The following is a 20008-nucleotide window of genomic DNA, read 5'->3' as shown; positions in this document are numbered from 1 at the left end:
CGCCCCGAGGCATGAACCGATGCCCCGGGGTCGAGAAACGCTCTTGCGCTCTTTTTCCACACCTGTAGACTAACCAGCACGACACATCGAAGTGACGTCGGATCCGGCCTCCGGTCAGCGGCACCTCACCCCTTCTTCACCACCCCTGCACCCGAGAGAAGGAACCATGAAACGAATGCCCCTCGCGCTCGCCGCGGTCGTCGCCGCGACCCTCGCGCTCACCAGTTGCAGCGGCTCGACACCCTCGCCGTCCGACGGCAGCGGGGTCGAGAGCCCCGACGCCCTCAACATCGGCAACTTCCTCGACATCACGTCCTGGGATCCCTCGCTCGCCGACGTCGGATTCGACGGCCCGTACCTCTCCGCCGTCTACGACGCCCTGATCGCCCTCGACGCCGACGGCAACCCGATCCCGTCGCTCGCCACCGAGTGGAAGGTCGCCGACGACGACCTCAGCATCGACTTCGACATCCGCACCGACGCCGTATTCAGCGACGGCACCCCGGTCGATGCCGACGCCGTGATCACGAGCCTCGAGTACCTCAAGGCCGGTGCGCGCTCGGGGGAGGCCTACGTCAATGCCGCCTCCTTCGAGAAGGTCGACGACGACACCGTCCGCATCGCCCTCACCCAGCGCGACGACACGATCCTGTACCTGATGGGCCTCGGTCGCAGCTACGTCGCCTCTCCGGCCGCCATCGAAGCGGGCACCCTCGGCAGCGACCCGATCGGCTCCGGGCCCTACGTCCTCGACAGCGGGACGAGCGTCGCCGGCGCCGAGTACCACTTCACCAAGACCGCCGATCACTGGGATGCGGAGGCCTATCCGTTCTCCGAGCTGGCGATCTTCCCGATCACCGACGCCACCGCGCGCCACAACGCCATGCTCAGCGGTCAGATCAATGTGCAGTACGGCGACGTCGCCAACCTCGGGCAGGCGAAGCAGCAGGGCTGGAACACCGCCGAGCGCGTCTCCGGCTGGGCAGGGCTCGTCATCACCGACCACACCGGCGCCAAGAGCGAGCCTCTCGGCAAGCTCGAGGTGCGGCAGGCACTCAACTACGCCTTCGACGGAGCCGCGGTCCTCGCTGCCGTCGGCAGCGGAGCCGGGGTCGCCACGAACCAGGTGTTCCCCGACGGCGGACCGATCAACGACCCGTCGCTCGACGAGACCTACTCCTACAACCTGGACAAGGCCAAGGAGCTGCTGGCCGAGGCCGGCTACCCCGACGGTTTCGCGATCTCGATGCCGATGTCGCCCATCTTCGAGATGTGGAAGCCCTCGGCCGAGCAGGCGCTCAACGAGCTCGGCGTGAAGGTCACATGGGACAACATGCAGATGCCGGACTACCAGTTGAACGCGCCGAACTACCCGATGTTCATCTCGTTCCTCGCGATGGACGGCAACGACGTCGCAACCGTCGCCCGTCAGGTGACCAGCGTGCAGTGGTTCAACCCGGAGCCCGACTACGCGAAGAACGAGGTCATCGCACCGCTCGTCGAGAAGGTGCAGACCGAACGCGGCGACGCGCAGACCGACGCCGTCAAGGAGCTCAACAAGGCCCTCGTCGACCAGGCGTGGTGGTCGGTCTGGTACCAGGCGAACAACATCTACTACACGGCGCCCGGCATCCAGCTGCAGCCGGTGGTGGGGATGATGTTCCCGACGCTCCGCTACATCACCCAGGGCTGACGCCCGTCGGGGCGGCCGCGACGCCGGCCGCCCCGACATCCTTCCCCCTCCGACCCCACCTTCCGAGAGGTCCCCATGCTCCTGTTCACGGCGAAGCGGGTGCTGTCCGGCATCCTTCTGCTCGTCGCGGTCTCGATCGGCACCTTCTTCCTGGCGCACCTCGCCATCAGCGACCCGACCGCGTCGCTCCTCGGGACCACGGCGAGCCCCGCCCAGCAGGCGGCTCTCGCCGAGAAGATCGGCCTCGACCGTCCGCTCCTCGTACAGTTCTGGGACTGGCTCTCGCATGCCGTCCTGCTCGACTTCGGTGTCTCCTGGCGCAACTTCCAGCCCGTCGGCGCACAGCTCGCGATCAAGGTCCCGGTGACGCTGTCCGTCGTGACGTTCGCGACGCTGATCACCGCCGTCATCGGCATCGCCTTCGGGATGATCACGGGGCTGCGGCCGGGTACCTGGTTCGACCGGATCATCAAGGGCATCTCCGTCGTCCTCTTCGCGCTCCCCGGCTTCTGGGTGAGTCTCGTCCTCGTCATGTGGCTCGCCGTGCAGCTCAAGTGGTTCCCGGCCGTCGGCTACGTGCCGCCCACGCAATCGGTGGACGGATGGCTGCGCTCCATCACCCTCCCGGCGATCTCGCTCGCCCTCGGCGGCATCGTCGCCGTCTCCGAGCAGTTGCGCAACGCCGTGATCGCCCAGAGCCGCCAGGACTGGGTGCGCACACTCCGCAGCCGTGGTCTCTCGGCCACCCGGGTCAACCTGCACATCCTCCGCAACGCCTCACCGGCCGCGCTCACCGTCATCGCCCTGATGTTCGTGGGGCTGCTCTCCGGAGCGATCGTGGTCGAGCAGATCTTCAGCCTCCCGGGCCTCGGACAGCTCACCAACCAGTCCTCGCAGAACGGCGACATCCCGATGCTCCTCGGCATCACGGTCATCTCCATCGTCTTCGTCATCCTTATCAATCTCCTGCTCGATCTCGTGCTCGGCTGGATCAACCCGAAGGTGCGCGTCGCATGACCACCACAGACATCCGGGTCGCCTTCGACCGGGCGGCGCAGAAGCGACGGTCGAGCCTGTTCCGCCGGTTCCTCCGACACCCCGGCGGGTACATCCCGCTGGCGATCTTCGTCCTCATCGTGCTCGTGGGGGTGTTCGCGCCGCTGCTCGCGCCGATGGACCCGAACTTCGTCGACCTCGCCGCGGCCAAGGCTCCTCCCGGGTCCGAACACCTCCTCGGCGGCGACTCGACCGGCCGCGACATCCTGAGTCGCCTCATCTACGGCACTCGCACGACCCTGTGGGGCGCGCTCATCACGATCATCACGGCGCTCGTGATCGGAGTGCCGTCCGGCGTCGCGGCCGGCTACTTCGGGGGGACGTTCGACCGGGTCGCCACCTGGATCAGCGATGCCCTGCAGTCGATCCCCGGAATGATCATCCTGCTCGTGGTCGCCGCGGGCAGCCGCAACAACTTCGAACTGCTGATGGCCACCGTCGGCGTGTTCATGGTGCCCGGCTACTTCCGCATCGCGCGTTCCCAGACACTCGCGGTCCGCAGCGAGCCCTACATCGATGCGGCCCGTGTGTCCGGGCTGCCCGACGGGCGCATCATCTTCCGGCACGTCATCCGGGCCGTGTACCCGCCGGTGATCATCCAGACGGCGCTCACCGCGGGCATCGCGATGGGCATGCAGGCCGGACTCCAGTTCCTCGGCATCGGCGACTCCAACGTCCCCAGCTGGGGCGCGATGATGCTCGAGGGCTTCCGCCTCATGCTCACCTACCCGCTCATGCTGCTGTGGCCTTCGGCCGCACTCGGGCTCACGATCGCGGTGCTCGCGATCATGGGATCCACGCTGGCCGAGCTGGTGCAGGTGCGGACGCCCCGTGTCTCTCGTCGGCGCGCCCGCGCCGAGGCCGCCGCGACGGCACCGCGACACCCCGCGACCGGTCGCGCGCAGCACACGGCCGAGGGATCGGTGCTGCGGGTCGAGAACCTCCGGGTCGTGCACGCCACCCCGACCGGTGAGACCGAGGTCGTGCACGGCGTCACCCTCGACGTGGCGCCCGGCGAGGTCGTCGGCATCGTGGGGGAGTCGGGGTCCGGCAAGTCGCAGACCGTGTTCTCGGTGCTCGATCTGCTGCCCTCCACCGGGCGTGCGGTCGCCGACGCCATCTGGGTGGGCGGGACCGACGTGACGAAGGCGACTCCGAAGCAGCGGCAGGCCCTGCTCGGCCGCGAGATCGGCTATGTGCCGCAGGAGCCGATGAGCAACCTCGACCCTTCGTACACGATCGGCCACCAGCTCATCGAGCCGCTGCGCCGCACCCACGGTCTCCGCAGGTCGGAAGCCGAGGAGCAGGCGCGGGCGATGCTCGTGCGTGTCGGCCTCACCGAGCCCGATCGGGTGATGCGCAGCTACCCGCACCAGGTGTCGGGCGGCATGGCGCAGCGGGTGCTCATCGCCGGCGCGATCGCGGGCAAGCCGTCGCTGCTCGTGGCCGACGAGCCCACCACGGCTCTCGACGTGACCGTGCAGGCCGAGGTGCTCGAGCTCCTGCGCGAACTGCAGGCCGAGTACGGCATGGCGCTGCTCATCGTCACCCACAACTTCGGCGTCGTCGCCGACATCTGCGACCGCGTGATCGTGATGCGCGGCGGAGACATCGTGGAGTCGGGGCCGGTCGATTCCCTGTTCGCCGCGCCGACCGAGGACTACACGCGCGAACTGATCGCCGCCTCGCTCGACGAAGCCGAAGGTCGTGCCGAGCTCGACCGCACCAGAATCGAGGCGACCGCATGAGCACGCTGCTCGAAGTGAACGACCTGGTCGTGGAGTACGGACGAGGCCGGCACGCCTTCCGTGCGCTGCACGGTGTCTCGCTCGACATCGCGCCGGGCGAGTGCCTCGGCCTGGTCGGAGAATCCGGCTCGGGCAAGTCGACGCTCGGCAAGGCGATCCTCGGCCTCGCGCCCGTGACGGGCGGGAGCATCCGCTTCGACGGGAAGGAGATCAGCGGGCTCGGCGGCCGCGCCAGACGCGCGCTCGCGGATGACGTGCAGGTCGTCTTCCAGGACCCGTACGGCTCGCTGAATCCTGCCATGACGATCGGCGACATCCTCGCTGAACCGCTGCTCACCACCGGCATCGGGCCGAAGGCGGCTGAAGCGAAGGTGCGCGAGATGCTCGACCGTGTCCGCCTGCCCGAATCGGCCATGGACCGCTACCCGAGCGAGTTCTCCGGGGGTCAGCGTCAGCGCATCGCGATCGCCCGCGCTCTCGTGCGCGGACCGCGGCTCATCGTGTGCGACGAGCCGGTCAGCGCCCTCGACCTGACCACGCAGGCCACGATCCTCGATCTGTTCATCGAGCTCCAACGAGACACCGGGGTGGCCTACCTTTTCGTCTCGCACGATCTGGGCGTCGTCCGCCGCGTCTGCCACCGCGTGGCCGTCATGTACCGCGGCGAACTCGTCGAGGTGGGGGAGGGGGAGCAGGTCACCCGTGCCCCGGAGCATCCGTACTCCGAGCGGCTGCGCCTGGCCTCGCCCGTTGCCGACCCCGTCGCGCAGCGTGAGCGACGTGCCCAGTGGCTCGCTCTGCGGGAGGTGCGCGATGCGGCGGTACGGTAGCTCCAGGCCCGATCACTCCACGCACCGGAATCGGCCGGAAGGACCTCATGCCGAAGATCATCGATCACGACCAGCGTCGACGGGACATCGTCGAGGTGGCCAAGAGCATCATCCTCAAGGGTGGTTTCGAGGCGGCGACGATGCGCAGCATCGCGGCGGAGGCAGGCTTCGCGAACGGCGCTCTGAAGCACTATTTCCCTGGCAAGGAGAGCATCGTCGCGGCGACGTTCGAGACGATCCTGCAGCAGATGTCCGAGGGGGTGCAGGCCGCGGGCGAGGAGCCGGCGTCGGCGGATGCCGCGTTGCGGGGGTTCCTGCAGGCGACGATTCCTCGCGATCAGGAGCAGATCGCCGCGGGACGGGTGCTGCTCGCGCTATGGGAGTACGCGATGGCGAACGAGTCTCTCGCGGAGCTGTATCGCGGACACCTGGCGTCCTGGCGCACCTCGCTCATCGAGCGGATGGAGGCGGCGCGCGACGAGGGATCGATCCGCGACCAGGACTACGGCCCCCTCGCGAACGAGTACATCTCGGCGGCGGTCGGTGCGACCGTGATCAACCTCATGTATCCCGACGGCGAGCGGATCGCCGACTACGAGACCTATATCGACCAGTTCCTGGCACGCCTGCGCTGAGCATGGTGCGCCGGGTCCGAGAGGACGGCGCATCATGACCTCATCCCTGTTCGTCGAGCGGCACCCGGGCATCGGGCGCCCCGTCGTGTTCCTGCACGGCCTCGCCTCGCGCGGAGCGAAGGACTGGCCGGATGCCGAGTGGGGCGGAGCCTTCGGCGACCGTCCCCGTCTCGTGGTCGACCTCCCGGCACACGGCTCGAGTCCTGCGCTCGGGACCGCGCCCACCTCGGTGGTGCTCGACGCGCTCGCCGAGGCTGTCGGCAGCGCGGAGGTCGACCTGGTGGGCTACTCGCTGGGAGCCCGCCTCGCCTGGGATCTGGCGAAGCGCCCCGGGGTGTCCGTGCGCCGATTGGTGCTCGGCGGTCTCAGCGCGGGCGAGCCCTTCTCCCTGGTCGACCTCGAGGCCGCGCGCACGACGATCGGTGGCGGCCCCGCACCGATGGACCCGCTCACGGGCATGATCGTGCAGATGGCCTCGCTGCCGGGCAATCGGACGGGCGACCTGATCGATCTGGTCGAGGGACTCGCGGCCGAGCCGTTCGACCCGCGGGCCGATGGCCTCGGGCTGCCCGTGCTGCTGCTCGGCGGCACGGACGACGCGATGGCAACCGGTATCGACGAGCTCGCGCGGGTGCTCCCGATCGCTCACGCGCAACGGGTGCCGGGCGACCACCTCGCCGCGCTGCACACGGCAGAGTTCCGCGCCGCAGTGCAGGACTTCCTGGCGGACTGAGCAGAGGCCGTTCCTCCCGCCACCCCCTGCCCTTTAATTCCAACATTTGTAGACACACAGATCGAAAGGCCAAGACATGACCGACACTCCCACCGCGGACGCCGCACGGATCCTCGACATCGCCACCGGGTACATGGCATCGAAGCAGCTCTTCCACGCCAGCCGCATCGGCCTCTTCGCTGCGGTCGACGGCGGAGCCGACACGGTGCCGGCGATCGCCGAGAGGTGCGGGGTGAGCGAGCGCATCGCGCACCTGCTCGCCGACGCGATGGCAGCCAAGGGGCTTCTGGTCCGCGCCGACGGTCGCTACTCCGTCGCGCCGGATGCCGCCGCCTACCTCACCGGTGCCGACGCGGCGATCGACCTCGCGCCGTTCCTGACCTTCCTCGACGAGATCAGCTACCCGCACTGGCTTCAGTTCGCGCACACGGTCGACACCACCGAGCCGGGGGACCTGCAGATGGACGACTCCCGCTGGGCGACGTTCATGGCGGGAGTGATGACGTACAACCGCCTGCACGCTCAGGAGTTCGGCCGCCATATCGACCTCGCCGGCGCCACGAAGGCCCTTGATTTCGGCGGCCTCTCCGCCGAGTTCGCGCTGTCGGTGATGGCGCAGAACCCCGAGCTGCACACGACGTTCGTCTATGCACCCGGCTTCGAGGGCGGCATCGCCGAAGCCGTCGCGGCGGCGGGTGTCGCCGACCGAGCCGTGGTCGAGGTCGCCGACACCGCGACGGCGGAGCCTGTGGGCGCGTACGACGCGGTCTTCGCCAATCACGTCATCCACCGCTTCACCGCCGCGGAGAACGCGCAGATCTTCCGCCGCCTGCGGGCGGCGGCGAATCCGGGAGCGACCCTGACGGTGCTCGACTTCTTTCTCGACGACGACGTGGAGCAACGCGGGATCGACGCCCTGCACGCGGGGGAGTACCTCGTCATCGATGGGACCGTGGTGTATCCGGAATCTCAGGTGCGCGGGTGGCTGACCGATGCCGGGTGGGAGGTGCGCGCCAAGGTCGCCCTGCCCGGAAGCCCGAGGGTGCTCGTCGCGACGGCGGTGTGAGAGTTCCCCGGCGTCGGGAGCCCGGCGCCGGGGTCGCAGACTGGTCCGAGGGGGATCAGAGGCGGGCGGCATGCGTGAACATGCCGCCCGCCGTTTTCGTGCGCGGGTGAACTCAGTCGCGGGTGAACACCGTGCGGCCGTCGACGATCGTGCGCACGACCTCGAGCGAGGTGAACGGACGGCCGGGCGTCAGCGGGTCCTCATCGAGGATCGTCAAGTCGGCGACGTGCCCGATCCGAAGCGAGCCCTTCCAGTCCGACGCGCCATCCTGTCGCGCGGCATCCACGGTCATCGAGCGCAGAAGCCGGTGGCGGGTCTGTGGGTCGTCGGAGACGCCGGCGTCGGCGAGCAGGGCGAGCGAGGCGTCGAGGCCGAGCCGCCAATCCGGACTCGCGATCGGCGAGTCGCTGGTCACCGTGGTGAGAGTGCCGGAGGTGAGCATCGTCGCCAGCGGCCAGGCCGTGGCGAGCCGCGCTTCACCGAGCTGGACCTCCGCCCAGGAGTGGGTGTGCGCGGCGATCAACGGCTGTACGGCGAACCCGGCATCGACCCGACGCATGCGCGCGATCTGCTCGGCCGTGGCCAGGTCTCCGTGGACGACGTAGTGCGGAGCGGTCGGGGCGGGCGCGTCGGAGAGGCGCTCCAGGATCGCGAGGAACTCCGCGATCGACCGGTCGCCGGTCGCATGCACCGCGATCTGCAGTCCGCGGGATGCGGCGAGTTCGACCATCCGCTGGAACGCGGAGAGCGGGTCGGTGCCTCCTCGTGTGAGCAGGGCTCCGGTGGTGCCGTCCGCGTAGGGCTCCTCGACCCAGGCAGTCGCCATCGGGGGAATGCCGTCGGCGAAGATCTTCACTCCGGGGATCGCGAGCCATCGCGGGTCGTGGGTCGGTGCCGGGGTGTCGATGCCGCGCTCGAAGTCGTCGAGCGTGCTCTCGCCGTCGATCGTGCCGAAGAGTCGCAGCAGGGTCACGCGCGACGTCTGGGCACCCTCACGGTGCAGCTCGCCGTAGGTATCGAGCATGTCGGCGCCGAAGCATCCGGTCTCTCCGGCGTCCTCTCCCGGACCGATCCCCGGTTCGGTGTAGCTCGTGATGCCGTATTCGGCGAGGAGGCGCCATGCGCGGCGGAGGGCGGATCGTCGTTCGTCCGCGGTCGACACGAGCCTTCCGGACGGCTGTTCCTCCCCGGGAGTGTCGGAGAAGAACAGGTGCGGCCAGCGCGCACCGAGCCAGGCGGCGTGCAGGTGCGCATCGTTGATGCCGGGGACCGCGGTGCGTCCGTCGAGTTCGAGGGTGTCCCGTGCGCTGAGCCGGGTGGCGGCTGCATCGGTGGCGACGATCACGCCGTCGCGCACGGCGAGAGCGTGGGCGACCTCGCCCGTCCCGTCGAAGGTGTGGATGCGTCCGCCGCGGATGATCAGGTCGGCGTCGTCGCCGGGAAGTGTCTGGCTCATTATTCCACCAGTGTAGACGCAAAAAGGGGCCGCAGGTGAGGCGGGAACGCACCGATTCGGCGCGTGGTTCTGCGGCTTGTACGCTGGAGACATCCCCCGATTCACCCGGCAACTCGCGCGCCGGCGACCTCGGCGCGCGCTCACACATGCAAGGACGCAGATGAACGATTCCGCGGCACACCGCGACGACTGGACTGAGAGCGAAGAGCTGGCGGAGCGGATGATCCCGCTCATCGGGGCGCTCCGACGCGAACACGACGTGGTCACCTCGCTCCACGGGCACCGCCTGCTCGGGCTGTCGGCGACCGGTCTCGTCGAAGTGCACGAGCGCGTCGCGCAGCTCGGGCACGAGAGGCTCCCCATCGAAGACAGCCTCGCCGTGCTCGAGGCGATCCACGCCCTCGCCCCCGGCGCCTCCTCCCTCGACGTCGCCCGCCTCGTCGCCGGGCACGCCGAGAGCGGTCAGCCGCTGGAGACCTACCTCGCCGACGTGCTCGCACCCGCGATGGGGGCCGTCGCCGCCGAGCCCACCGACGTCGTGCTCTACGGCTTCGGACGCATCGGACGCCTGCTGGCCCGCATCCTCATCGCCCACACCGGCGGCGGCAGCGGACTGCGCCTGCGGGCCATCGTCGTCCGCCGCGGCGCCGAGAACGACCTCGTCAAGCGGGCGTCCCTTCTCCTGCGCGACTCGGTGCACGGTCGCTTCGCCGGCTCGGTCACGGTCGACGAAGCGGCGGAGCAGATCATCGCCAACGGCACCCGCATCCAGGTGATCTACTCCGACGATCCGGCGAGCATCGACTACACCGCCCATGGCATCCACGAGGCGATCGTCGTCGACAACACCGGACGCTGGCGCGATGAGGCCGGTCTCTCCCAGCACCTGCGCTCGAAGGGCGTCGCCCGGGTGCTGCTCACCGCCCCCGGCAAGAGCCCCCTCAAGAACATCGTCCACGGCATCAACGACGACACGATCGCCGACACCGACCGCATCCTCTCGGCCGCTTCCTGCACGACCAACGCCATCACGCCCGTGCTCGCGGCGATCGACGAGGCATACGGCGTCGTCAAGGGGCACGTCGAGACCGTGCACTCGTTCACGAACGACCAGAATCTGATCGACAACTTCCACAAGGGCGACCGGCGCGGACGCTCGGCTGTGCTCAACATGGTCATCACCGAGACGGGCGCCGCGAAGGCCGTCGCCAAGGCGCTTCCGCAGCTGGAGGGCAAGCTCACGGGCAGCTCGATCCGCGTCCCCACCCCCGATGTCTCCCTCGCGGTGCTGCACCTGACGATCGAGCGCCCCGCGACGAAGGACCAGGTCAACGACTACCTGCGCCGCGTCTCGCTGCACTCGAAGCTGCGCCAGCAGATCGACTACGTCGAGAGCCCTGACGTCGTCTCGACCGATTTCGTCGGCTCGCACCGCGCGGGCATCGTCGACGGACTCGCCACCATCGCCGACGAAGACACCCTCATCCTGTACGTCTGGTACGACAACGAGTTCGGCTACTCCTGCCAGGTCATCCGCGTGCTCGAGGTCATGGCGGGCTCGCACCCGGTCGTGCTCCCCGAGCGCCGAGAGGTGACCCTGCAGAGCTGACGTTCTCGTGCGCCGCGTCGGCGGCACGCGGCATGATGAGGGCATGAAGACCGCGACCCTGCGCGCCGAACGCCTCCGATCGCACCGCCTCACCGCTCCGACGCGCACGGTGGCAGATGCGGCGCACCACATGCTCGCCGTGCAGAGCCAGGACTTCACTGCCGGCCGGTGGGCGCTCGCCGTCCGCACCCGAGGAGAAACCACGTTGCGCGACGTCGACCGCGCCTTCGACCGCGGCGACATCGTGCGCGGGTGGACGATGCGCGGCACGCTGCACACCGTCCCGGCGCGCGACCTCGGCTGGATGCTGCAGGTCACCGCCGGACGGCAGCGGCAGCAGGCGGCATCCCGGCACCGTGAGCTCGGCATCGACGACGACGTGGTCGCCGCGACCGTGCAGGCGCTCACCCCCGCGCTGCGCGACGGCGGATGCACCCGCGCCGAGGTGTTCGAGATCCTCGAGGGCATCGGCATCGACCCCTCGGGTCAGCGCGGCATCCATCTGCTGTTCACGCTCACGATCGACGGCCTGATCTGTCAGGGCCCCGTCGTCGCGCGAACCGGCGTCGCCCGCGAGCAGCGCTTCGTGCTCGTGGAGGACCACATCCGCGAGCACGTCACCCCCGACGATCCGCTCGCCGAGATGTTCGTCCGCTACATCGACGGACACGGCCCTGCCGGCATCGCCGACTTCGCCTGGTGGTCGGGGCTCACCCTCGGACAAGCGCGTGAGGCGGCCGCGCGGGCGGGAGCAGGGGTGGAAGAGGTCGACGACGGGCTCTTCGCTGCACGCGAGCACCCGCGCCGAGCGGCGGGGGCGGCATCCGTCTACGCCCTCGGCGCGTTCGACGAGTACTACATCTCCTACGCCGACCGCACGACCGTCTGCGCTCCGGACCACCTGGCGGCCGTCGGCCCGGGGAAGAACGGGATGGTGCGTCCGACCCTCATCGAGCGGGGACGGGTGATCGGCACCTGGTCGCACGCGAGCGCGACGAGGGATGCACCGCCCGAGTTGTTCGAGGAGCCGGAGGATCCCGCTGCGGTGGCCGCCGCCCTCGCCCACTTCGCCCGGTTCGCCGACGACTGAGCCACCGCGGCAGCGTCAGATCGGCGGACCGACGCGACTACTCGCTCGCGTGCCGTGCGAGGAAGTTGTAGACCTCGTTGTCGTCGACGCCGGGGAACGCGCCCCGGGGGAGCGGTGAGAACATGTGCGTGTGCACGCGTGCGCTCGGCCACGCCCGTCCGCTCCACCGATCGCTCAGCTCTTCCGAGGGGCGTCGGCAGCACGACTCGTCGGGGCAGGTCGACACGGCCCTGTCATTCGTCTCGCGTCCACGCCACCAGCGCGCGTCGTCGAAGGGCACGCCGACCGTCACCGAGAACTCGCCGTCGCTCGACGATCCGGTCTGGGTCGAGCACCAGAACGTGCCGGAGGGGGTGTCGGTGTACTGGTGGTGCTCCACGGTGCGGTTCTGCTGGGTGAACGCCGCGCGCGCCTGGAACTTGCGACACACCCGCTGTCCTTCGACCGCGCCGGTCACGTCCATCGGCAGCGGCAGGTCGTCGTTCTCATACACGCGGGTGATGGCACCGGTGGAGTCGACACGCAGGAAGTGCAGCGCCATACCGAGGTGCTGCGTCAGCAGGTTGGTCATGCGCATGCCCGCGGCCTCGTGGGTCACGCCGAAGCCGTCGCGGAAGTCCTCGACCGCGAGGTTGCGGTCCTTCTTCGCCTGCTGCAGGAAGGCGACCGACGCGGTCTCCGGCATCAGGCAGCACGCGGCGAAGTAGTTGATCTCCAGCCGCTGTTGCAGGAAGTCGGCGTAGTCGGTCGGCGGGGTGTGTCCGAGCAGACGGTGTGCCATCGCCTGCAGCGCCATCGAGCGCAGGCCGTGGCCGCCGGGGATGGAGGCCGGCGGGAGGTAGATGCGTCCGTTCTCGAGGTCGGTGACCGAGCGGGTCGAGTGGGGGAGGTCGTTGACGTAGATCAGCTCGAATCCGAGCTTCTCCGCCATGATGCTCACGGTGCGGTGGGTGAGCGCGCCCTGCACATGCCCGGCGGCCTTGAGGTGCTTCTCGGCGAGCTTCTCGATCTCGGGGAGGTAGTTGTTCTGCGCGCGCATCCGCAGTCGCAGTTCGGTGTTCGCGCGCCGTGCTTCCTCCGGCGTCGCGATGGCTTCGCGTTCGCGGCGCTCCAGCTCACGGTGAAGGCCCAGGACCGACTCGATGGTCTCGTCGCTCATGCCCTTGGTCACGCGCACGGGCGCGACGCCGAGCTGGCGGAAGACCGGGCTCTCCTGCGCCCGCTCGAGGGCGATCTCGAGTGCGGCGCGGCGGTTCGGCGGCTCGCCGGAGATGAGGTCGGTCACCTCGGTCTTGGTCGCCTGTGCGATCGCCTGCAGCAGGGAGAGCTTGGGTTCGCGCTTGCCGTTCTCGATCAGACTCAGCTGCGAGCCGGCGACGCCGACCAGAGCGCCGAGCTCGTCGAGCGTGAACCCGTTCTCCAGTCGGTGGTGACGGATGCGGTGGCCGAGAGTCGTGAGGTGAATGCCGGAGGACGCCATTCCTTGAGTCTAGCGAAAGAATTGCAGTTCTTATCGCCCGAAATGGCCGAAAGTCGCGCTCTAACCGGAAGAAGATAGGTGCAACGCCCCACACTTCAAAGGAGCACACGTCATGGCCATCGCCGAAGTCTTCACCCCCCGCACGTCTCCCGTCGCACCGACGCGTACGTTCGGCGCGGCTCCGACGTATGACACCCCCGCCATGGCCGAGCTGGCCGCCTGGGTCGAGGAGATCCGCGCGCTGACCCAGCCCGACTCCGTGCACTGGGTCGACGGCTCGCGTGCCGAGAACGACTGGCTCCTGCGGGGACTCGTCGATGAGGGCAAGCTGATCAAGCTCAACCCCGAATGGCGTCCCGGTTCGTACCTCGCACGCTCGCACCCCAGCGACGTCGCCCGCACCGAGGGGCGCACCTTCATCGCCTCCGAGCGCGAAGAGGACGCCGGTCCCACCAACAACTGGGCGGCCCCGGCCGAGATGCACGACAAGATGGACGAGATCTTCGAGGGGTCGATGCGCGGCCGCACGATGTACGTCGTGCCGTTCTCGATGGGACGCGTCGGCGGCCCGCTCTCGCACATCGGCGTCCAGATCACCGACAGCGCCTACGCGGTCGCCTCGATCGGCATCATGACCCGCGTCGGCGATGCCGTCACGCGTCAGATCGCCGAGGGCGCGCCGTGGGTCAAGACCGTGCACACGGTCGGCGCTCCGCTCGCCCCGGGTCAGCAGGACGTCGAGTGGCCGTGCAATGACGACAAGTACATCGTGCACTTCCCGGAGACGCTCGAGGTGTACTCGTACGGCTCGGGTTACGGCGGAAACGCGATCCTCGCCAAGAAGTGCTTCGCGCTGCGCATCGCCTCGGTGATCGCACGCGATGAGGGCTGGCTCGCCGAGCACATGCTGCTCATCCGCGTGATCGACCCGCAGGGCAAGGCGTACCACGTGGCCGCGGCGTTCCCGTCGGCCTGCGGCAAGACGAACCTGGCCATGCTGCGCCCCACCATCCCCGGCTGGCGGGTCGAGACCCTCGGCGACGACATCGCCTGGATCCGTCCGGGCGAAGACGGCCGCATGTGGGCGATCAACCCCGAGGCCGGCTTCTTCGGTGTCGCACCCGGCACCGGCGAGTCGACCAACGTCACCGCGGTCGAGACCCTCTGGGGCAACACGATCTTCACCAACGTCGCACTCCGCCCGGACGGCGACGTGTGGTGGGAGGGCCTGACCGACGAGGCGCCCGCGAACCTGATCGACTGGGAGGGCAACGACTGGACCCCCGAGTCGGGTCGGCCCGCCGCGCACCCCAACTCCCGCTTCACGGTGTCGGCGGCGCAGTGCCCGCAGATCTCCGAGGACTGGGAAGAGGCCGTGCCGCTCGACGTCATCCTCTTCGGCGGACGCCGCGCGAGCAACGTGCCGCTCGTGGTCGAGGCCACCGACTGGACCCACGGCGTCTTCCTCGGATCGAACATCTCGTCCGAGCGCACGGCTGCCGCCGAGGGCACGGTCGGGGAACTCCGCCGCGACCCGTTCGCGATGCTGCCGTTCTGCGGCTACAACATGGCCGACTACTTCGGTCACTGGCTGAAGGTCGGTCGCGGTCTGCGCTTCGACCGTGCACCGCGCATCTTCCAGGTGAACTGGTTCCGCCGCGGTGACGACGGCCGGTTCCTGTGGCCGGGCTTCGGCGACAACTCGCGTGTCGTCGACTGGGTCATCCGCCGTATCGCGGGTGACGTGCCCGCGGTCGACAGCCCGATCGGACGCCTGCCGCGCGTGGAAGACCTCAACCTCGACGGGCTCGACATCCCCGCCGCCGATCTCGACGAGCTGTTCTCCGTCGACGCCGAGGCATGGAAGACCGAGGCCGATCTGACCGAGGAGTTCTACGACACCTTCGGCGACAAGGTCCCCGCGGCGCTGCGCGCCGAGCTGGCCTCGCTGCGCTACCGCCTCGACAAGGCGTAGTTCCCCCAGACCGGTGCCGGTTCGGGGGAGCCGGCACCCTCATACCCGCGAAGGCGGGACATCAGAGACGAACCCATGGCTGAGTGGTCTCCGACGTCCCGCCTTCGTGTTGTCCGGGAACGGACGTGAATCAGGTGAGCAGTTGATGCCGGGCGAGGTCGCGGTACAGCGGCGTCGACTCCACGAGTTCGGCGTGCGTGCCCTGGCCGACCACGACGCCGTCCTGCAGCACCACGATCAGGTCGCTGTCGACGACCGTCGAGAGGCGGTGCGCGATCACGATGAGCGTGCGGTCGGTGGAGACGGCGTCGATCGCTTCACGCATGCGCTGCTCGTTCACACCGTCGAGCGATGACGTCGACTCGTCGAGCAGAAGGATCGGGGCGTCGGTGAGCAGCGCGCGGGCGATCGCGAGGCGCTGACGCTCGCCGCCGGACAGCATCACGCCGTCTTCGCCGACGGGGGCCTCGATGCCCAGCGGGTTGCGCTCGAGCACGTCGCCGAGGTTCACGGCGCGCAGCACCCGTTCGCAGTCGGCATCGCTCGCATCGGGCGAGGCGAGGCGCAGGTTCTCGGCGAGCGTGCCGGCGAGGGTGGGCGCATCCTGCTCGACGTAGCCGAAGTTGGCGCGCAGGTCGTCGCGCGGATAGGTGCGCGCGTCGTGGCCGTGCAGCCGGATCGATCCGCCGGTCGGGTCGTAGAAGCGCTCGATCAGCGACAGGATCGTGCTCTTGCCGGCGCCGCTGGGGCCGACCAGGGCGACGCGGGAGCCGTGCGGCACGGCGAACGAGACCCCGCGGAGCACTTCATGGTCCTGCGCCGGGGGCGCGGCATCCTCCGCAGACTCCAGGTGCGCGTCCGCGAGGAGGTTCCGCGCTGCCTTCGCCGCCGCCTGACGGGCAGCGACGACGTTCGCGGGGTAGTGGAAGCGCACGTCGCGGAACTCGATGGCGGGTGCGTGCGGGGCAGCTTCCTCGGAGGGCAGCGATGCGGCGATCTTCTCGTCGTCCTGAGACTCGGTGGGCAGGTCGAGCACCTCCTGGATGCGGCCGAGGGCGCCGAGGGCCTGGTTCACCGACGTGATCGCACCGAACGTGGTGGCCAGCGGCATCACGAGCAGGAAGAGGAACATGATGAACGAGATCAGCGAGGCGATCGTGATGGCCCCTGCGGCGACTCGGAATCCGCCGACGCCGAGGACGACGAGAAGCGACAGCTGCAGCGCGATGCCGGAGACGGGAACGACCATCGAGGAGATCTTGGCGATGCGCACGCCGATGCCGTATGCGTCGGAGGCGAGCTCCGACACCGCGGTGGTCTCGCGCTCGGTCGCCCCCGAGGCGCGGATGGTCCGGATCGAGCCGACCGCGCGCTCCACGCCGGAGGCGAGCTCGCCGACCTTCTCCTGCTGTGCCGTCGATGCGGTGCGGATGCGTCCGCTCAGCAGGACGACCACCGCGACGGAGACACCGATCACCACGACGATGAGCAGCAGCAGGATCGGGTCGATCACGAGCATCGCGATGAGCGCGCCGAGGAAGAGCACGGCGCTGCCGACCGCGTCTGCGAGTCCCTGGGTGAGCACGGCGTAGAGCAGCGTCGTGTCGGTGCCCACGCGCGAGACGAGGTCGCCGGTGCGGCGGGCGTCGAACTCCGACGTCGGCAGGTGCAGGATGCGGGCGATCAGTTTGCGGCGGCTCGAGTACACGACCGCGGTGCCGGTGCGCTGGAGCAGATAGTGCTGGAACCCGGAGATGATCGACGACACGACCACGAAGCCGACCAGCAGCCAGACGAGGATCCCGATGCCGGTGTCGGATTGCACGGCTTCGATGACCTGGCCCACGAGCAGCGGCTGCACGAGCGAGGTCGCCGCGCCGATGACGCTGAGCACCGCGACCACGATGAGGGTGCGCTTGTGTTCGAAGAGGAAGGGGAGGAGCTGGCGGAAGGTGGCGCGGGGGCCTTCAGGCTGTGCGCCACGTCCGCGGCGGCGTGCTGTCGCCGAACCGGACATGCGGGGACCTCTATCTGGAGATGGTACTTCGACCGTACTTCGTTCGCGGTCGAATCCTATGGAGCGGCTGTATGAGGCTCAGGAGCGGCCGAATCGCCGATGCGCCGCCTGCTTGCTCACGCCGAGGGCGCTGGCGATCGCCTGCCACGAGTAACCGAGGTTCCGCGCGCGACGCACATTCGCCTCCTCGGCGCGGGCGACCTCCCTTCGCACCTCGGCGAGGTGGTGCAGCGCGGCCAGGGGCTCGCTCCCGTCGTCCTGTGCGATCGTGGTCGGCATTGTCATGGTGGACCTCCTGCGTCAATCGTCGTTGACGCCTCCCTGATTGTCAATACATGTTGACGTGACAGTCTGGAGGGATGCCGACGAAGAAGTGGATCCTGTTCGATATCGGGGGAGTGCTGGAGGTCGTCGACGACGACGCGTGGCAGCAGGAGTGGTGGGAGCGCTGGCGCGCGGTGAGCGGCCTCGACACGGCGGCGTTCGACGCGCGGATCGCGGGCGCCGAACTTCCCGCGATCGATGTCACCGTCGGCACGGAGCCCGCGTTCTGGGCGGCGGTGGGCGCCGCGCTCGAACTCGACGATGAGCAGTGCGCGGCCATGCGCGCGGACTTCTGGGACGCATACTGCGGCACCGGCAACATCGAGCTGATCGACTACGCGCGAACGCTCTCGTCACGCGCGGGGACCGCGATCCTCTCCAACTCCGCCGATGGTGCGCGGGAGGAGGAGGAGCGACGCTTCGGTTTCTCCGAGGTGTTCGACCCGATCTGCTACAGCCATGAGCAGGGCGTGAACAAGCCGGATCCCGAGGCCTACCGGCGAGCGCTGCAGCGCATGGGCGCGGAACCGGACGACGTGCTCTTCATCGACGACCATCAGGTGTCGGTCGACGGTGCCGAGGCGGTCGGGATCCGTGCCGTGCGACACCTCGACAACGCGACGACCATCGCCGCGATCGAGGAGTTCCTGCGGCCGTGACGCGAGGCGCCACGGCCGCAAGATCAGAGCTCGACGGCTGCCGCGACGCCGAGGTCGTCGTCGTAGTCGCTGTCCTTGGTCTCGGGGGAGAGGATCAGCGCGATGAACGTCAGCACACCCATCGCGGACAGGTACAGACCCACCAGCCACGGAGCGCCGCCGGCCACCTCCCACAGCTTCAGGGCGATGAGCGGGGCCACCGCCGCGCCGAGGATCGACGAGACGTTGTAGGCGATCGCCGACCCCGTGTAGCGCACGTTGGTCGGGAACAGCTCGGGAAGCAGCGCACCCATCGGGCCGAACGTCGCTCCCATCAGCATGAACCCGAACACGAGGAATGCCTGGGTGAGTGCACCCGTGAACTTCGGGTCGACGGCCGGCAGGAGGAACGCGTTGAACGTGAGACCGAACACGATGATGGTTCCGGTGACCCACAGCAGCAGCTTCCGTCGTCCGACCGCGTCGGCGATCGGACCGGAGAGCAGCGTGAAGATACCGAAGAACACCACGCCGATGATCTGCATCAATACGAAGTCGGTGTAGCCGAAGCCGAGACCGGGATAGAACTGGGCCGCGAACTTGATCGGGTCGAAGGGGGCGCCCGTTGCCTCGGCGGCGGCCTTCGCGGCGGCGGAGGCGGTCTCGAGTGAGGCGGCCTTCGTGCCATAGGCGAGCGTGAAGTTCGTCATCAGGTAGAACAGCACGTACGTCGCCAGCATGATGAACGTGCCGAGGATGAGCTGCTTCCAGTGGTGACGGAAGACGGTTGCGAGCGGGAGTTTGCGGATCACGCCCTTCGTCTCGGCCTTCTTGAAGGTGTCGGACTCGACGAGCTTCAGTCGCACCCACAGCCCGATGATGACCATCACGGCCGAGAACAGGAACGGGATGCGCCAGCCCCAGGAGAGGAACGCCTCGGACTTCAGGACCGGGTTCTCGGCGTGGGGCAGCAGCCAGTTGATCGCGAGGAAGAGGAAGTTGGCGATGATGAAGCCGAGCGGGGCGCCGAGCTGCGGGAAGGTGCCGTACCAGGCGCGCTTGCCCTTGGGCGCGTTCTCGGTGGCGACCAGTGCCGCCCCCGACCATTCGCCGCCGAGCGCGAAGCCCTGCGCGAGCCGGAGGATCAGCAGCAGCAGGGCGGCCCACCACCCGATGTCCTGGTAGGTCGGCAGCAGGCCGATCACGAAGGTCGCGATACCCATCGTCAGCAGCGACGCCACGAGCGTCGCCTTGCGCCCGAACTTGTCGCCGAAGTGGCCGAAGACCACCGCGCCGATCGGGCGGGCGACCATCGCGGCCCCGAACACCGCGAACGACGAGAGGAGCGACGTGGTGTCGTCACCGGTGGGGAAGAACAGCACCGGGAACACGAGCACGGCCGCCGTCGCGTACGCGTAGAAGTCGTAGAACTCGATCGTGGTGCCGACCAGGCTCGCGGTGATGACGCGCGAGCGAGGATTCGCGGGCGCAGTGGCAGTACTCATGAAGCTCCTCCGATCGAGTCCCCGGTATGCCGAGGGACTCGGGCGAGTTTACGCCTTCCTGAGTGTTTGCTGTACGTACCCGTGCTTTCGAATCGCGCAACTGGTCGTATTTCCCCTGTGATTGCGACCATTCACGCGATTCGAATCAACGGC

At 68.8% G+C, this 20008-nt stretch carries 16 protein-coding genes; 11 read left to right on the top strand and 5 right to left on the bottom strand.

Annotation, left to right across the window (positions count from 1 at the left end):
- Window positions 1-166: 166 nt before the first annotated feature.
- From ACFVWL_RS00600 to ACFVWL_RS00570, 7 genes are all read left to right on the top strand, one after another.
- Window positions 167-1693 carry an ABC transporter substrate-binding protein gene (locus tag ACFVWL_RS00600; protein ID WP_387177333.1) on the top strand — a complete coding sequence of 509 codons (1527 nt, stop codon included), beginning with the start codon at window positions 167-169 and terminating at the stop codon, window positions 1691-1693.
- 75 nt (window positions 1694-1768) lie between these two features.
- Entirely contained in the window at window positions 1769-2710 is a 942-nt protein-coding gene (locus ACFVWL_RS00595) for an ABC transporter permease (RefSeq protein ID WP_387177331.1), read from the top strand.
- On the top strand, window positions 2707-4497 hold the full coding sequence (locus ACFVWL_RS00590) for a dipeptide/oligopeptide/nickel ABC transporter permease/ATP-binding protein (RefSeq protein ID WP_387177329.1): 1791 nt from the start codon (window positions 2707-2709) through the stop codon (window positions 4495-4497). Before ACFVWL_RS00595 ends, ACFVWL_RS00590 begins: the two co-directional genes overlap by 4 nt.
- Window positions 4494-5327 (top strand): ATP-binding cassette domain-containing protein, encoded by an 834-nt coding sequence (locus ACFVWL_RS00585; RefSeq protein ID WP_387177327.1) that lies wholly within the window; start codon window positions 4494-4496, stop codon window positions 5325-5327. Before ACFVWL_RS00590 ends, ACFVWL_RS00585 begins: the two co-directional genes overlap by 4 nt.
- Before the next feature lie 47 nt (window positions 5328-5374).
- Window positions 5375-5962 carry a TetR/AcrR family transcriptional regulator gene (locus ACFVWL_RS00580; protein ID WP_387177325.1) on the top strand — a complete coding sequence of 196 codons (588 nt, stop codon included), beginning with the start codon at window positions 5375-5377 and terminating at the stop codon, window positions 5960-5962.
- A 34-nt stretch (window positions 5963-5996) separates the two neighbouring features.
- Window positions 5997-6695, top strand: a complete 699-nt coding sequence (locus ACFVWL_RS00575) for an alpha/beta fold hydrolase (RefSeq protein WP_387177323.1) — start codon at window positions 5997-5999, stop codon at window positions 6693-6695.
- A 76-nt stretch (window positions 6696-6771) separates the two neighbouring features.
- Window positions 6772-7761 (top strand): methyltransferase dimerization domain-containing protein, encoded by a 990-nt coding sequence (locus tag ACFVWL_RS00570; protein ID WP_387177321.1) that lies wholly within the window; start codon window positions 6772-6774, stop codon window positions 7759-7761.
- Between the two features lie 112 nt (window positions 7762-7873).
- On the opposite strand, the gene ACFVWL_RS00565 is transcribed toward ACFVWL_RS00570, so the two are convergent.
- Complete coding sequence (locus tag ACFVWL_RS00565) at window positions 7874-9217, bottom strand: amidohydrolase (RefSeq protein WP_387177319.1); 1344 nt, start codon at window positions 9215-9217, stop codon at window positions 7874-7876.
- 160 nt (window positions 9218-9377) lie between these two features.
- Here ACFVWL_RS00565 and ACFVWL_RS00560 point away from each other — a divergent pair, with 160 nt between their 5' ends.
- Window positions 9378-10826 (top strand): glyceraldehyde-3-phosphate dehydrogenase, encoded by a 1449-nt coding sequence (locus ACFVWL_RS00560; protein WP_387177317.1) that lies wholly within the window; start codon window positions 9378-9380, stop codon window positions 10824-10826.
- 43 nt (window positions 10827-10869) lie between these two features.
- Complete coding sequence (locus ACFVWL_RS00555) at window positions 10870-11916, top strand: winged helix DNA-binding domain-containing protein (RefSeq protein ID WP_387177315.1); 1047 nt, start codon at window positions 10870-10872, stop codon at window positions 11914-11916.
- Window positions 11917-11953: 37 nt separating this feature from the next.
- On the opposite strand, the gene ACFVWL_RS00550 is transcribed toward ACFVWL_RS00555, so the two are convergent.
- Window positions 11954-13396: a helix-turn-helix domain-containing protein gene (locus ACFVWL_RS00550; RefSeq protein ID WP_387177313.1), complete on the bottom strand. Its 1443-nt coding sequence runs from the start codon at window positions 13394-13396 to the stop codon at window positions 11954-11956.
- Between the two features lie 112 nt (window positions 13397-13508).
- On the opposite strand from ACFVWL_RS00550, the gene ACFVWL_RS00545 reads away from it, so the two are divergent.
- Window positions 13509-15371, top strand: coding sequence for a phosphoenolpyruvate carboxykinase (GTP) (locus ACFVWL_RS00545; protein WP_387177311.1), 1863 nt, complete (start codon window positions 13509-13511; stop codon window positions 15369-15371).
- Window positions 15372-15501: 130 nt separating this feature from the next.
- Here the strand turns inward: ACFVWL_RS00545 and ACFVWL_RS00540 are convergent, their stop codons facing one another.
- Both ACFVWL_RS00540 and ACFVWL_RS00535 read right to left on the bottom strand, forming a co-directional pair.
- Window positions 15502-17388 carry an ABC transporter ATP-binding protein gene (locus ACFVWL_RS00540; protein ID WP_387177309.1) on the bottom strand — a complete coding sequence of 629 codons (1887 nt, stop codon included), beginning with the start codon at window positions 17386-17388 and terminating at the stop codon, window positions 15502-15504.
- A 78-nt stretch (window positions 17389-17466) separates the two neighbouring features.
- The gene (locus ACFVWL_RS00535) at window positions 17467-17673 is read right to left on the bottom strand and encodes an AsnC family protein (protein WP_387177307.1); all 207 of its coding nucleotides are present in this window, start codon (window positions 17671-17673) and stop codon (window positions 17467-17469) included.
- A gap of 74 nt (window positions 17674-17747) precedes the next feature.
- On the opposite strand from ACFVWL_RS00535, the gene ACFVWL_RS00530 reads away from it, so the two are divergent.
- Window positions 17748-18371, top strand: coding sequence for an HAD family hydrolase (locus ACFVWL_RS00530; protein WP_387177306.1), 624 nt, complete (start codon window positions 17748-17750; stop codon window positions 18369-18371).
- Between the two features lie 23 nt (window positions 18372-18394).
- Here the strand turns inward: ACFVWL_RS00530 and ACFVWL_RS00525 are convergent, their stop codons facing one another.
- The gene (locus ACFVWL_RS00525; protein WP_387177304.1) at window positions 18395-19855 is read right to left on the bottom strand and encodes an MFS transporter; all 1461 of its coding nucleotides are present in this window, start codon (window positions 19853-19855) and stop codon (window positions 18395-18397) included.
- Between the last annotated feature and the right edge of the window lie 153 nt (window positions 19856-20008).

It is taken from the genome of Microbacterium sp. NPDC058269 (assembly GCF_042881445.1).
GTDB lineage: Bacteria > Actinomycetota > Actinomycetes > Actinomycetales > Microbacteriaceae > Microbacterium.
This window is presented reverse-complemented; position numbering and strand designations above follow the sequence as displayed.